At 38.4% G+C, this 13,865-nt stretch carries 13 protein-coding genes; 12 read left to right on the forward strand and 1 reads right to left on the reverse strand.

Annotated elements, in window-relative coordinates:
• The first annotated feature begins 195 nt into the window (after window positions 1–195).
• The 11 genes from WMO14_RS06130 (at window position 196) to gatB (ending at window position 11,938) form a co-directional block, all read left to right on the forward strand.
• Entirely contained in the window at window positions 196–1,890 is a 1,695-nt protein-coding gene (locus WMO14_RS06130; protein ID WP_439655294.1) for a transporter substrate-binding domain-containing protein, read from the forward strand.
• A 2-nt stretch (window positions 1,891–1,892) separates the two neighbouring features.
• The gene (locus tag WMO14_RS06140) at window positions 1,893–2,072 is read left to right on the forward strand and encodes a sensor histidine kinase (RefSeq protein ID WP_349153469.1); all 180 of its coding nucleotides are present in this window, start codon (window positions 1,893–1,895) and stop codon (window positions 2,070–2,072) included.
• Window positions 2,062–2,583: a response regulator gene (locus WMO14_RS06145; RefSeq protein WP_349153470.1), complete on the forward strand. Its 522-nt coding sequence runs from the start codon at window positions 2,062–2,064 to the stop codon at window positions 2,581–2,583. The genes WMO14_RS06140 and WMO14_RS06145 overlap by 11 nt, the downstream gene beginning before the upstream one ends.
• Window positions 2,584–2,601: 18 nt before the next feature.
• Window positions 2,602–3,030, forward strand: a complete 429-nt coding sequence (locus WMO14_RS06150) for a GNAT family N-acetyltransferase (RefSeq protein WP_090140243.1) — start codon at window positions 2,602–2,604, stop codon at window positions 3,028–3,030.
• A gap of 747 nt (window positions 3,031–3,777) precedes the next feature.
• Complete coding sequence (mgtE, locus tag WMO14_RS06155) at window positions 3,778–5,196, forward strand: magnesium transporter (protein WP_349153471.1); 1,419 nt, start codon at window positions 3,778–3,780, stop codon at window positions 5,194–5,196.
• A 121-nt stretch (window positions 5,197–5,317) separates the two neighbouring features.
• Entirely contained in the window at window positions 5,318–5,842 is a 525-nt protein-coding gene (locus WMO14_RS06160) for a nitroreductase (protein WP_116444006.1), read from the forward strand.
• Between the two features lie 121 nt (window positions 5,843–5,963).
• A complete protein-coding gene (locus tag WMO14_RS06165; RefSeq protein ID WP_022501704.1) occupies window positions 5,964–6,266 on the forward strand; it encodes a Dabb family protein in 303 nt (100 codons plus the stop codon).
• Window positions 6,267–6,891: 625 nt separating this feature from the next.
• Complete coding sequence (aspS, locus tag WMO14_RS06170; RefSeq protein ID WP_055176409.1) at window positions 6,892–8,637, forward strand: aspartate--tRNA ligase; 1,746 nt, start codon at window positions 6,892–6,894, stop codon at window positions 8,635–8,637.
• A gap of 101 nt (window positions 8,638–8,738) precedes the next feature.
• The gene (gatC, locus tag WMO14_RS06175) at window positions 8,739–9,032 is read left to right on the forward strand and encodes an Asp-tRNA(Asn)/Glu-tRNA(Gln) amidotransferase subunit GatC (RefSeq protein WP_022502781.1); all 294 of its coding nucleotides are present in this window, start codon (window positions 8,739–8,741) and stop codon (window positions 9,030–9,032) included.
• 14 nt (window positions 9,033–9,046) lie between these two features.
• Window positions 9,047–10,492 (forward strand): Asp-tRNA(Asn)/Glu-tRNA(Gln) amidotransferase subunit GatA, encoded by a 1,446-nt coding sequence (gatA, locus tag WMO14_RS06180; protein WP_349153472.1) that lies wholly within the window; start codon window positions 9,047–9,049, stop codon window positions 10,490–10,492.
• 15 nt (window positions 10,493–10,507) lie between these two features.
• Window positions 10,508–11,938: an Asp-tRNA(Asn)/Glu-tRNA(Gln) amidotransferase subunit GatB gene (gene gatB / locus WMO14_RS06185; RefSeq protein ID WP_349153473.1), complete on the forward strand. Its 1,431-nt coding sequence runs from the start codon at window positions 10,508–10,510 to the stop codon at window positions 11,936–11,938.
• 426 nt (window positions 11,939–12,364) lie between these two features.
• Here gatB and WMO14_RS06190 read toward each other — a convergent pair whose 3' ends face one another.
• Window positions 12,365–12,736, reverse strand: coding sequence for a PilZ domain-containing protein (locus tag WMO14_RS06190; RefSeq protein ID WP_349153474.1), 372 nt, complete (start codon window positions 12,734–12,736; stop codon window positions 12,365–12,367).
• A gap of 209 nt (window positions 12,737–12,945) precedes the next feature.
• Here WMO14_RS06190 and WMO14_RS06195 point away from each other — a divergent pair, with 209 nt between their 5' ends.
• Window positions 12,946–13,827: a phosphoribosylaminoimidazolesuccinocarboxamide synthase gene (locus WMO14_RS06195; protein ID WP_439655290.1), complete on the forward strand. Its 882-nt coding sequence runs from the start codon at window positions 12,946–12,948 to the stop codon at window positions 13,825–13,827.
• The last annotated feature ends 38 nt before the right edge of the window (window positions 13,828–13,865 follow it).

The following is a 13,865-nucleotide window of genomic DNA, read 5'->3' on the forward strand; positions in this document are numbered from 1 at the left end:
TGGATGGTATTGAATGGTGAAACGGTGCAGAGATTGCAGCGGATGAATTTTTGATGCGTTTACCCGTGCGGAAAGTTCCATTACAAACAAAATACAGGGAACCGGACTTGGTATGGCTATGATTTTCTTCGGCTGATGGCCCGTTATTGGGATGTAGATTACGAATATGTCGGATATGATAAGAGCTGGGATGATATGCAGCAGATGCTTGAAGATGGCGAGATTGATATGGTAACATCTCCCAGCAAAACACCGGAAAGAGAAGAAAAGTTTGATTTTTCACGTCCGATAGGAACCAATAATGGGATTCTGACCGTCCGCAGTGACAACAGCACGATTGTGGATGGCAATTACAGTACTTACAACGGTATGCGTGTGGCACTTTTTAATGGAAGCTCCGAGATAAAGAGTTTGGCGGATTTTGCAGGCAACAAAGGATTTACATATGATCCATTTTATTTTGATACGACAGCAGAGATGGAGGAAGCTCTTCAGAGTGGAAATGTTGATGCTATTGCTGCTAGTTCTCTGAGAAAAACAAACAATGAGCGTATCGTGGATAAATTTGACAGCAGCGATTTCTATGTCATGGTTAAAAAAGGTAATACAGAATTGCTGAATGAGATCAATTATGCAATCGACCAGATGAATGCAGTTGAGGGCGACTGGAAAACGACACTTTATAATAAAAATTATGAAAGCATAGAAACTAAGAATCTGGAATATACCAAGAAAGAAAAAAGTATTATTTCACAGTATTCCAAGGACAATCCGCTTCATGTTCTGTGTGATCCGACCCGTTATCCATATTCTTATAATGAAAATGGTGAGATGAAGGGTATTATCCCGGATTACTTCCGTAAAATTGCAGACTATGCCGGGATTTCCTATGAGTTTCTTACACCTGCCACCAGAGATGAGTATATTGCCTATCAGAAAAATAAGGATATTACAGATATTAGCATCGATGCACGCCTGGAAACAGATAACTATGCTGAGACGAAAAAATGGGGGATTACTGCACCTTTCATTACAATGCAGCTGGCAAGGGTGACACGGCGTGACTTTGATGGAAAAATTAATGCTGTTGCTACTGTTGACCAGACAGTAGCAAATTCAATTGCAGATGCAATGGCACCCGATGCAGAAAAACTGATGTGCAGTACCCGACAGGAAATGATGGAAGCTGTCCGTAAGGGTAAAGCAGATGCTGCCTTCGTCTACTATTACATGGCACAGGCGTTTGTGAACAGTGACACTACGGGCACCATGACATATACTATGCTGGAACAGCCTACATTCACCTACCGTATGGTAATTTCATCAAATGAGAACCATGCGCTGGCTGGTATTCTGACGAAAGCAATGTATGCCATGCCCCAAAATCTTGTTGAAGATCTTGCAGCACAGTATACCACATACAAAGCAACAGATCTGACATTTGTTGACTGGATCCGTCTGTATCCTGTTGTTACTGTTTTGGTTCTTCTTATTTTTGGATTGCTGCTGACTACTATGGCTGTGACAATGGTGCATCTTAGTGCAAGAAAAAAAGCTCAGAAGGCGGAACAGAAGAAAACTGAGGAAATGGCGGAACTGGCAGAGCATGCACAGGCTGCAAACAAGGCAAAAACAGCATTTCTGTCACATATGTCCCATGATATGAGGACACCGATGAATGCAATCATAGGATTTACCGGTATTGCAATGAAAAACAATCCGTCAGACGAAGTGAAAAATTGTCTGGAAAAGATTGACGAAAGCTCAGAGCATTTACTGTCGCTGATCAATGATATATTAGATCTGACCAGCATCGAAAGTGGAAAAGTGAATTACAATCCGGTACCGGCGGATGTGAAAAACATTACAGATTCTGCATTGGATATATAAATATGCGTTACCGCATTTCGGATACTGGTATTGGCATGAGTGAGGAATTTACAAAAGAAGTTTTTGAGGAGTTTGCACAGGAAGATTCCGATGTGAGAACGCAGTACCATGGAGTTGGACTGGGGATGGCTATCGTAAAGAAGTATATATATGATGGGTGGAACCATTTCCGTGCAGAGTAAAAAGCATAAGGGAACTACATTTACTGTCGATATTCCTTTGGAAATTACAGATAAGGAATGTAATAAGTCAGACACAGGTTTTTCTGAAAAGGTAAATCTTACAGGTGTGAATGTCCTTCTTGCAGAGGATAATGAACTGAATGCAGAGATTGCTACCGTGCAGTTGGAAGAGTTCGGGATGAATGTAGAAAGAGCTGTGGATGGAAAGAATGCCGTTGAGATTTTCAGAAATCATCCGGAAGGCACATTTGATGTAATCCTGATGGATATCATGATGCCTGAAATGAATGGTTATGAAGCTGTAAAAGTAATCAGGGCAATGAATGACAGACCGGATGGAAAAAACATTCCTATTATAGCAATGACAGCTAATTCATTTGCAGAAGATGTTCAGGCATCACTGGATGCAGGAATGAACGCGCATTTGTCAAAGCCGATTGTGATTGATGAAGTTATAAAAACGATTTTAAGGTATGTAGATACTTCCACTTTTGGAACAAGAAATAAGTAGTAGTTAGGAGATAGAGAATTGGTAAGACAATACAGCGATAACGATATAGACGCAGTGATGCAGATATGGCTTGATACGAATATTCAAGCACATCATTTCATACCGTCCGATTACTGGCGTACTAACTGCAATATGGTAAGAGAAATGCTTCCTCACGCAGAAATATATGTACATGAGGATGACTGTACAAAGCAGATAGATGGCTTCATTGGATTGAATGATGACTATATCGAAGGTGTTTTTGTAAAAGAAACAATGCAATCAAAAGGTATCGGAAAACAACTTCTAAATCATGCAAAGGAATTCAAATCAAAATTAAAATTAAGTGTCTATCAGGAAAATGAGAAAGCAATCAAATTTTATTTACGTGAGAAATTTAGTATTCAATCCGAAAGTGTGGACGATAACACAGGCGAAAAGAAATTTATAATGGTATGGAATCAGTAGATTCATATTTGTCTGACTCACAATAATTTAATAAAGTAAACCTCCAAATTGATGTAAGATAAAATTAATCAGTTTATTGGCCACATAATGGTTTACAGATGCATCAATAGCGCCAGCCCCTAAACCATATGGAACTGCAAAATGGTTTTGGTTACAGAATGCTTGCTGAGGCAATCAAAGCAGACCTGCAATATCGTATCAGTTGTCCGGTACTTCTTATCTGTGGCGAAAAGTATAAAGCGGGTTCAGCAAAAAGATATAATAGAAAATGGCATCAGAGGTTTCATTTCCGGCATTATTGCAGTTATATCGGTATTGGTAATATTAGCAGGAACCTATATGACGTCAAGTGGAATTAAAAACTGTAAATGAATAATGTTTGCAAAGAATGTAAGTATGTCCTGGTTGATTGTAACTAGTATATGAGAGGTATATGATAATATTTTACAATGATTTTAGTTGACAGTCAGAAAATGAGATTATACAATTAATTCGACAAATGTTAAGAGTATATATTGGGTATATTAGAGTGGTGTGTTCAATATATTTTCTTAATATACAATATATTAAAAGTGAGGTGACGATAATGGACGGGCATGATAGTCCTCGAATAGGGAACAATGACATAGATTATAAGCCGACAAAGCTATTGTCTGCGTTTCTTAAGAGACGTGTGCAATAGTCTGTTAAAGTCGCGTATTTTCTAATCTTAGTCATTGTTCTTCCCATAATGAAAGGAGAATAATGATGAATAAGATTCTATCAAATGTAGTTATGCATAAGGATTATAGCAAGGATATTGTTAGAGTCCTTAGAAGTAGTAAATCTGATGAATTAATCCGCAGGAAGTTATCTAAATATCACGAGAATGATATAGCAGATGCAATTAAGCTTTTGGACAAAGATACAAGAATAAGGCTTTACAAGATTCTTGGTGTAGACTGGACGGCAGAGATTTTCTCATATCTGGAAGATACACCTGAATACATTGAAGAATTTATGACAGAATTATCTGTAGATGAGGCGGCAGATGTCCTTGAAAAAATGGATGCTGATGATGCTGTAGATATTCTTGATAATGTATCAGAAGAAGAAAGACAGGCACTTATATCACATATGGAAAAGGATGCCAAAGATGATGTGTGTCTGATTTATTCATATGACGATGATGAGATTGGCAGTAAGATGACTACTAATTTCATATGCATAAACAATAAGCTTACAATAAAGGAAGCTATGAAAGAGCTTGTTGCACAGGCAGAAGAAAATGATAACGTCAATACAATATATGTGGTTGATGATAATAACATATATTATGGTGCAATAGATTTAAAAGATCTTATTGTAGCAAGAGATTACCAGAAGCTTGAGGATATAATAAGTACATCATATCCATATGTATATGCTCACGAAAAGATGAGCGAATGTATCGAAGATTTAAAGGATTACAGCGAAGATTCAATTCCAGTATTAAATAAAGACAAAGAAATAATAGGTGCTATCACATCTTCTGATATCATAGAAGCGGTAGATGAAGAGATGAGCGATGATTATGCAAAGCTTGCCGGTTTGACAGAGGAGAATGACCTTACAGAGGGGCTTTTTGCAAGTATGAAGAAAAGGCTTCCATGGCTTATTCTGTTACTGTTCCTTGGTATGGGAGTATCATCTGTAGTTGGCATATTTGAAAATGTAGTGTCACAGCTTGCGATTATTGTATGCTTCCAGTCACTCATACTTGATATGGCAGGAAATGTTGGAACACAGTCACTTGCCGTTACAATCAGAGTTCTTATGGACGAAGATATATCAGCTAAGCAGAAGCTTGAATTCGTGTTAAAAGAGATGAGAATTGGTTTTGCTAATGGCTTACTGCTTGGTTCTATGGCATTTATATTACTTGGAATATATATTACCCTTGTTAAGGGCAAGCCAGTACATTATGCATTTGCAATATCGGGTTGTGTAGGTGTATCATTACTGCTAGCAATGCTTATATCAAGCCTTATTGGCGTGCTTACACCAATGTTCTTCCATAAGATAAAGATAGACCCTGCTGTAGCTTCTGGTCCACTTATAACAACAATTAATGATCTTGTTGCAGTTGTTACATATTATGGACTGGCTGCGGTTGTGCTTATCGGTATGCTTCATATAACAGGATAAATGATATATAAATGATACCAGAATTATGGAAGTGCGTAGCACGGAACAATTCGTAGGTATCAAAGTCGGGGGCTTTTGACCCCGACATCATATAAATATAATTATAGAAAGGAAGCGCACTATGAGTGATATATTAGATGTTATTAAGACAAGAAGAAGCGTAAGAAAGTATAAAAATGATATGGTTCCTGCGGAGATTATAGATAAAATTATTGAAGCGGGAACATATGCGGCTACAGGAATGGACAGACAGTCGCCAATTATACTTGCAGTTACTGACAAGGAATTAAGAGATAAGCTTTCTAAGATGAATTCTAGAATAATGGGAAAGTCAGAAGATTTTGATCCATTTTATGGTGCACCAGTTGTGCTTGTTGTTCTTGCTGATAAGAGTATGCCTACATATATATATGATGGTACTCTGGTTATGGGGAATCTTATGCTTGAGGCACACGCACTTGGTGTGGATAGCTGCTGGATACATAGAGCTAAGGAAGAATTTGAGAGCGAAGAAGGCAGAGAGATACTTAAATCACTCGGCATAGAAGGTGATTATGAAGGAATCGGACATTGTATACTTGGTTATGTAGATGGAGAAGAACCTCAGTGTCACCCAAGAAAAGATAACTGGGTATACAGAGCATAGTTTTTAATATTTTGATGAAATTATACATTTAATAGTTTTGCAAATTGATATTTAACAGATAAAAATGCAGGAAAAAGAAATGGAAGAATAAAGAAACTGATAGAAAAGGAGATTAAGATATATGGTTAAACACGTTATATTGTGGAAGTTAAAGGAAGAACTTACAGCAGAAGAGAAGGAAAATGTAAAGGTAGGTATTAAGGAAGGTCTTGAAGGACTTGCAGGAAATATACCGGGTCTTGTAGATATAAAGGTTAATATCAATGGTTTAGCAACATCAACAGTAGATGTTATGCTTGATACAACATTTACAGATGCAGATGCTCTTAAGGCATACAGCACTAATCCGCTTCACGTTGCCATAGCAGATGGAAAGGTACGTCCATATACGGCAGTAAGATCCTGCCTTGATTATGAAGTGTAGAATTAATTATTGAATAGACTTCAGAAATTGAATCATAATAATTTTTAAAAATGGAAAAATAAAGTTATAGATTGACATGATTCATAAGGATATGCTATTATTTATCTATATGAATATATTAAAGACTGGGAAAGAGACTTCTTTTCATGGAACCTGACAGGAAAGTGATGCCACCGACTGAAAGCATACACAGGGAATTGTCAAGAGGAACACTCTGGAGTTGAATATCTGAATTATATCAATGCCCTTGGAATATGTTATGAAATGCGTATGCATGCAGCTGTTATAGACAGGCAGGTGATATATGTAGGTTATTACGTTGTACGCGTTAAGTACTTAAAGAGGAATGATAAGAAGCCTGAGTGGTTAAGTTATTGAAGACAAGTTTCTAGATGACAGCTATTCAGAAGCGGATTTCGTTCAATGCGGGTGGTACCGCGGATAATTATGTATTATTCGTCCCGGAATGCTGGTAAGGCATTCCGGGATTTTTTGCGTGCAGATAACGATTGCCACTAAGTTATATCGTTACAGCCTTTGCAGAAAAGCTGGAGCAACATATTTATCAGCTGCAATAAGACACACATTAACAATATAAAACAATCAGAAAGGAGCTATTATCAAGATGGCAAACATTTACAGAGATGTCACATTACAGAATGTAAGTGAGAACGACATTGGAAAGCAGATGAAGGTATCAGGATGGGTTGAGAACATTCGTGATCACGGTGGAGTTTCATTCATCGATTTAAGAGATATGTACGGAGTATTACAGGTAGTTATCCGTGAACCAGAACTCTTAAAGGGTATTAAGAAGGAAGAATGTATCAGTATCGATGGTATTATGGAGCAGAGAGATGAGGAAACTTACAATCCTAAAATTCCATCAGGAACTATTGAACTTGAAGCTAAGAAGATTACAGTATTAGGACAGGTTTACCAGCAGGTTCCATTTGAAATTCAGACATCTAAGGAAGTAAGAGAGGATGTAAGACTTAAGTACAGATACTTAGACTTAAGAAACCCTAAGGTTAAGGATAATATGGTATTCCGTTCAAAGGTTATCTCATTCCTTCGTCAGAAGATGACAGATATGGGCTTCCTTGAAATCCAGACACCTATTCTTTGTGCTTCATCACCAGAAGGTGCAAGAGATTATATCGTTCCATCAAGAAAATATAAGGGCAAGTTCTATGCACTTCCACAGGCACCACAGCAGTACAAGCAGCTTCTTATGGTATCTGGTTTTGATAAGTATTTCCAGATAGCTCCTTGCTTCAGAGATGAAGATGCAAGAGCTGACCGTTCACCAGGAGAATTCTATCAGCTTGATTTCGAGATGAGCTTTGCTACTCAGGAAGAAGTATTTGCAGTTGGTGAAGAAGTGCTTACAGAGACATTTGCAAAGTTTGCACCAGAGGGTTCAGTTGTAACACAGGCTCCTTATCCAATTATAAGCTACAAGCAGGCTATGCTTGAATTCGGTTCAGATAAGCCAGACCTTAGAAACCCACTTAGAATTATAGATTTGTCCGATTTCTTCAATAAATGTACATTCAAGCCATTCCAGAATAAGACTGTAAGAGCTATCAATGTTCACGCTAAGCTTTCAAAGGGCCAGCACGAGAAGCTTCTTAAGTTCGCTACAGGAATTGGTATGGGTGGACTTGGTTACCTTGAGGTTCTTGAAGACCTTTCATATAAGGGACCAATTGATAAGTTCATTCCAGAAGAACTTAAAGGCGAAATCAGGGAACTTGCAGGACTTCAGGCAGGAGATACTATTTTCTTTATCGCTGATAAGGAAGATAAGGCTGCATTCTTTGCAGGACAGATTCGTAACGAACTTGGCACACGTCTTGATTTAATAGAGAAAAATGCATACAGATTCTGTTATGTAAATGACTTCCCTATGTTTGAAAGAGACCCAGAAACTAAGAAGATTGGTTTCACACACAATCCATTCTCTATGCCACAGGGTGGTCTTGAAGCACTTAATACTATGGATCCACTTGATATTCTTGCTTATCAGTATGATATCGTATGTAATGGTGTTGAATTATCATCAGGTGCTGTGCGTAACCATGATATGCAGATTATGGTTAAGGCATTTGAAATTGCCGGATATGATGAAGAAGTACTTAAGGCTAAGTTTGGAGCACTTTACAACGCATTCCAGTTCGGTGCACCACCACATGCAGGTATGGCACCAGGTGTTGACCGTATGATTATGCTTCTTAGAAATGAAGAGAATATCCGTGAGGTTATTCCATTCCCAATGAGTGGTACAGCACAGGATCTTATGTGTGGAGCACCTAATGAGGTAACAGAACAGCAGTTAAGAGAGGTTCATATTAAGGTCAGGGACTAATGGAAAAAATCCACTAATAAAAACAAAACAAAGATTTTTCCATACAGGATTTGCGCGTGAGGGCGCAAACCTGTCTGACATAATAGAAAGGATGATATGTTATGGCTAATGTGATTAGTGATGAAACTATCGAATATGTAGGTATTCTTGCTAAGCTTGAGCTTTCTGAGTCGGAAAAAGAGGATGCCAAGAAGGATATGGCAAGTATGCTTGATTATATAGATAAGCTTGGCGAGCTTGATACAACAGGCGTTGAGCCTATGTCACACGTATTCCCTGTTAATAATGTTATGAGGGAAGATGTTGTTACTAACGGCGATGGAAGCAAGGCTACACTTGCCAATGCACCAGAAGCTAACGAATATGGATTTATAGTTCCAAAGACTGTTGAATAAGAAAGGGAAATGCTATGAGTTTATTAGATTGTACAGCCGTTGAACTTGCTGCAAAGATTAAGGCAGGTGAAGTGACAGCGGTAGAAGCTATGCAGGCTGTTGTTGCTCAGATTGAAAAGTCTGAAGACAAGCTTAACTGCTATGTGACATTTGACAAGGAAAAAGCATTACAGGCAGCAGCTAAGGCTGACGATGATATCAAGGCTGGAAAGCTTACGGGACCTTTAGCTGGTGTACCTTTTGCTATTAAGGATAATATGTGTACAGAAGGCATGCTTACAACATGTTCTTCTAAAATACTCGGTAACTTTGTTCCAACATTTTCTTCTGAAGCAGTTATAAAACTTCAGGAGGCAGGCGCAGTTATTATCGGTAAGACTAATATGGATGAGTTCGCCATGGGCTCAACAACAGAAACAAGTGCATTCGGAGCAACTAAGAATCCAAGAAATACAGAGCACGTTCCTGGTGGTTCATCAGGTGGTTCAGCTGCAGCAGTTGCAGCAAATGAATGCTTTGCGGCACTTGGTTCAGATACAGGTGGTTCTATAAGACAACCTGCATCTTACTGTGGTGTTGTAGGTATGAAGCCTACTTATGGTACTGTCTCAAGATATGGACTTATAGCTTATGGTTCATCACTTGATCAGATAGGACCATTATGTAAGGATGTAACAGACTGTGCTACTATTATGGAGGTAATAGCAGCAAAGGATGATAAGGATTCTACATCAGTAAAGAGAGAAGATACAGCATTTACAAAGGCTTTAGTAGATGATGTTAAGGGACTTAAGATAGGTATTCCAAGAGATTACTTTGGAGATGGACTTGATCCTGAGGTTAAGGAAGCTGTTATGTCGGCAGCTAAGGTGCTTGAAGAAAAGGGTGCCATAGTTGAAGAATTCGACTTAAGCCTTGTAGAGTACGCTATACCTACTTATTATACAATAGCTGCCGCTGAGGCAAGCTCTAACCTTGAGAGATTCGATGGTGTTAAGTATGGTTACAGGACAAGTGAGTATGATGGTCTTCACAATATGTATAAGAAGACACGTTCAGAGGGCTTTGGACCAGAAGTTAAGAGAAGAATAATGCTTGGTTCATTTGTACTCAGCTCAGGTTATTATGATGCTTACTACTTAAAGGCATTAAGAGTAAAGGCTCTTATTAAGAAAGCATTTGATGAAGCATTTGCAAAGTATGACGTAATACTTGGACCTGTTGCACCAACAACTGCACCTAAGATAGGCTCATCTTTAGCAGACCCTATCAAGATGTATCTTGGCGATATATATACAATATCAGTTAACCTTGCAGGTCTTCCAGGAATAAGTGTACCTTGTGGAAAGGACTCTAAGGGGCTTCCAATAGGTGTACAGCTTATAGGTGACTGCTTTAAGGAAAATAATATAATACGTGCTGCATACTCATATGAGCAGGCACGAGGAAGATTTGAATAAGGAGGAGGTCAGGCAATGAAAGATTATGAAGTAGTTATTGGTCTTGAAGTTCACGTTGAGCTTGCTACAAAGACTAAGATATTCTGTGGCTGCTCAACAGCATTTGGTGGAGCACCTAATACACACACATGCCCTGTTTGTACAGGTATGCCAGGCTCTCTTCCAGTTCTTAACAAGAAGGTAGTAGAGTATGCTATGGCGGTTGGTCTTGCAACTAACTGCTCTATAACAAGAGACTGCAAGTTTGATAGAAAGAATTATTTCTATCCTGATAATCCACAGAATTATCAGATATCACAGCTTTATCTGCCTATATGCCGTGATGGACATGTAGATGTAAAGCTTGAAGATGGAACAGAGAAGTCTATAAGAATTCACGAGATTCATATGGAAGAGGATGCAGGTAAGCTTATACACGATGAGTGGGAGGATGTATCCTATGTTGACTATAACCGTTCAGGTGTGCCTCTTATAGAAATCGTATCTGAGCCAGATATGAGAAATGCAGAAGAGGTTATTGCTTATCTTACTAAGTTAAGAAATACTATCCAGTATCTTGGAGCATCTGACTGCAAGTTACAGGAAGGTTCTATGAGAGCTGATGTCAATCTTTCTGTAAGAGAAAAAGGCAGTACAGAGTTTGGTACAAGAACAGAAACTAAGAATCTTAACTCATTTTCAGCTATCCAGAGAGCTATTGAGGCTGAAACAGCAAGACAGATAGATATAATTGAAGCTGGTGGACAGGTTGTTCAGGAAACAAGAAGATGGAATGATGATAAGGAATATTCATATGCTATGCGTTCTAAAGAGGATGCACAGGATTATAGATATTTCCCTGATCCAGACCTTGTACCAATCCACATAAGCGAAGAATGGCTTGATACTATCAGGGAAGCACAGCCAGAGTTTAAGGATGAGAAAATGCTTCGTTATAAGGAAGAGTTCGGAATTCCTGATTATGATATCAATATGATTACAGATTCTAAGAAGCTTGCTGATATATTTGAAGAAACAACAGCCTTATGCAATAAGCCAAAGAAAGTATCTAACTGGCTTATTACTGAGACTATGCGTATTTTAAAGGAAAAGAATATGGATCCTGAGGATATCGCATTCTCACCTAAGAGTCTTGCAAGGATTATTGAACTTGCAGATGAGGGTGCTATAAACAGTAACGTTGCTAAGGAAATATTCGAGAAAATATTTGATGAGGATATTGATCCAGATAAGTATATTGAAGAACATGGACTTAAGCAGGTTAATGACGAAGGTGCACTTAAGGCAACTGTTGAGAAGGTTATAGCTGATAATCCACAGTCAGTAGCTGATTACAGAGCAGGCAAGGAGAAAGCTATAGGATTTCTTGTGGGCCAGACTATGAAGGCTATGCAGGGTAAGGCTAATCCGGGAATGGTTAATAAGCTTTTAAAAGAACTGCTGTAGATTTTAGGAATATGTTTAACAAAGACGATGTGGGAAGTGGCAAGGTGCAGAGTGCGGCGGACGGCGGACGGACGATTGGAGAAATCGGCGGAAGCAACAAAGACACGTTTGCACTGAGTGTCGCTCGCAGCGGTACTAAAGCGCCAAAGGACAGCGCTTAAGTGCCGGCGGCTCCCCATCGTCTTTTTATGCTTCCGCCGGTTTCTCCAATCTGTGCGTTGGCGGACTGCGATGGTTGCGGGGCTGGAGTGGTGAACATATTTTGTTAAATGTATTTGGAGATAGACAGATAAACAGAAAGAGAGGGGGGGTACCGCCTCTCTTTTTTGATGAAAATATACTAAAATATATATTTGGATTTATATGTTTGGGGTTATTCTGTGTGGGTTATTCCACTGTTTAGTGTGAATTATTTCACTTGGGTTATTAGGCTTGTGGGGGCTCGGTGTGTGAGCTGTAGTTGTCTACAGTGTCACCTATGACGGGTGACATTCCTACGAATTCACAGCCGTATGCGTAGAGGTCTGAGTTATCTACTGGCTGACAGCGGATGATTTTGACAACACAGTTTATTGGGTCTTTTTCATCATCTAACTGTAACACAGCATCAAAATAGAAATCTAAAGGTAAAATGCTTTTTGAGCGAAAGCCGATTCCACCTTTTGATATATCAGTTATATTTATAGGTGAGTCGAGATTTCTTATATTGATGTAATCCTGATTAAAAAGCTTAGACACATTTAATGTTAAATTCGCCTTGTGGCGGTTATAGCGTCTTTTTTCAATTCCATCATTCATAGTACAATCCTCCATCTACAATTGCGTATAATAATCTGAATACATAAAAAAGTTGAATAAATAAAACATATTGTATAAAGATTTTCTATAATAATACAATTTTTAAGAATAATATGCAAGTATTGTCTATTGATTTTGGTAGTGTACTGTTATATAATTTTTAGTTGTTGAGTGTATAATTAAATTCACTATTACTATAATTTAAAAGGATGGATGCGATCATGGAAAAGTTTAAGTTACTTTATGAAGGCAAAGTAAGAGAAGTGTATGATATAGGAGATAAGCTTGTTATAGCGGCAACAGATCGTATATCAGCATTTGACCACATTTTAAAGAATAAGGTCACAGATAAGGGTGCAATTCTTACTCAGATGTCTAAATTCTGGTTTGATTATACTAAGGATGTTATTCCTAATCATATGATATCTGTTGATGTTAATGATATGCCGGAATTCTTCCAGAATGAAAAGTATGCAAGAAGAAGTATGATGTGCAAGAAGTTAACTATGCTTCCAATCGAGTGCATCGTTAGAGGATATATAACAGGAAGCGGCTGGGCAAGCTATCAGAAGAATGGTACAGTCTGTGGAATTAAGCTTCCAGAAGGCCTTGAAGAGTCAGAGAAGCTTCCTGAGCCAATCTATACACCAAGTACTAAGGCTGAGGTCGGTGACCATGATGAGAATATCTCATTTGAGCAGAGTATTGAGGTATTAGAGAAGAAGTTCCCAGGCAAGGGTCTTGAATATGCAACTAAGATTAAGGATGCTACAATAGCACTTTATAAGAAGTGTGCAGAATATGCTTTAAGCAAGGGAATTATTATTGCTGATACTAAGTTTGAATTTGGTCTTGATGAGAATGGCGAAGTTGTAATCGGTGATGAAATGCTTACACCAGACAGCTCACGTTTCTGGCCATTAGAAGGATACAAGAAAGGACAGGGACAGCCATCTTACGATAAGCAGTTCGTTAGAAACTGGCTTCTTGCTAACCCTGATAGTGATTATCTTCTTCCAGATGATATCATTAACAAGACAGTAGAAAAGTACAAAGAGGCATATAAGCTTCTTACAGGTGAAGATTTCTAATTTGATTACATTGCTAATACGAATACTAAGACAGAGGT

Source organism: Lachnospira rogosae (ex Hitch et al. 2025) (assembly GCF_040096455.1).
In the GTDB taxonomy this organism is placed as follows: Bacteria; Bacillota; Clostridia; order Lachnospirales; family Lachnospiraceae; genus Lachnospira; species Lachnospira rogosae.

What these genes read in the sequence shown, in the direction of transcription:
- WMO14_RS06160 (WP_116444006.1), top strand. Translation starts at nt 5,318, where the DNA reads ATGAGTGATATATTAGATGTTATTAAGACAAGAAGAAGCGTAAGAAAG.
- gatA (WP_349153472.1), top strand. Translation starts at nt 9,047, where the DNA reads ATGAGTTTATTAGATTGTACAGCCGTTGAACTTGCTGCAAAGATTAAG.
- aspS (WP_055176409.1), top strand. Translation starts at nt 6,892, where the DNA reads ATGGCAAACATTTACAGAGATGTCACATTACAGAATGTAAGTGAGAAC.
- WMO14_RS06165 (WP_022501704.1), top strand. Translation starts at nt 5,964, where the DNA reads ATGGTTAAACACGTTATATTGTGGAAGTTAAAGGAAGAACTTACAGCA.
- gatB (WP_349153473.1), top strand. Translation starts at nt 10,508, where the DNA reads ATGAAAGATTATGAAGTAGTTATTGGTCTTGAAGTTCACGTTGAGCTT.
- WMO14_RS06190 (WP_349153474.1), bottom strand. Translation starts at nt 12,736, where the DNA reads ATGAATGATGGAATTGAAAAAAGACGCTATAACCGCCACAAGGCGAAT.
- gatC (WP_022502781.1), top strand. Translation starts at nt 8,739, where the DNA reads ATGGCTAATGTGATTAGTGATGAAACTATCGAATATGTAGGTATTCTT.
- WMO14_RS06140 (WP_349153469.1), top strand. Translation starts at nt 1,893, where the DNA reads ATGCGTTACCGCATTTCGGATACTGGTATTGGCATGAGTGAGGAATTT.
- mgtE (WP_349153471.1), top strand. Translation starts at nt 3,778, where the DNA reads ATGAATAAGATTCTATCAAATGTAGTTATGCATAAGGATTATAGCAAG.
- WMO14_RS06130 (WP_439655294.1), top strand. Translation starts at nt 196, where the DNA reads ATGCAGCAGATGCTTGAAGATGGCGAGATTGATATGGTAACATCTCCC.
- WMO14_RS06195 (WP_439655290.1), top strand. Translation starts at nt 12,946, where the DNA reads ATGGATGCGATCATGGAAAAGTTTAAGTTACTTTATGAAGGCAAAGTA.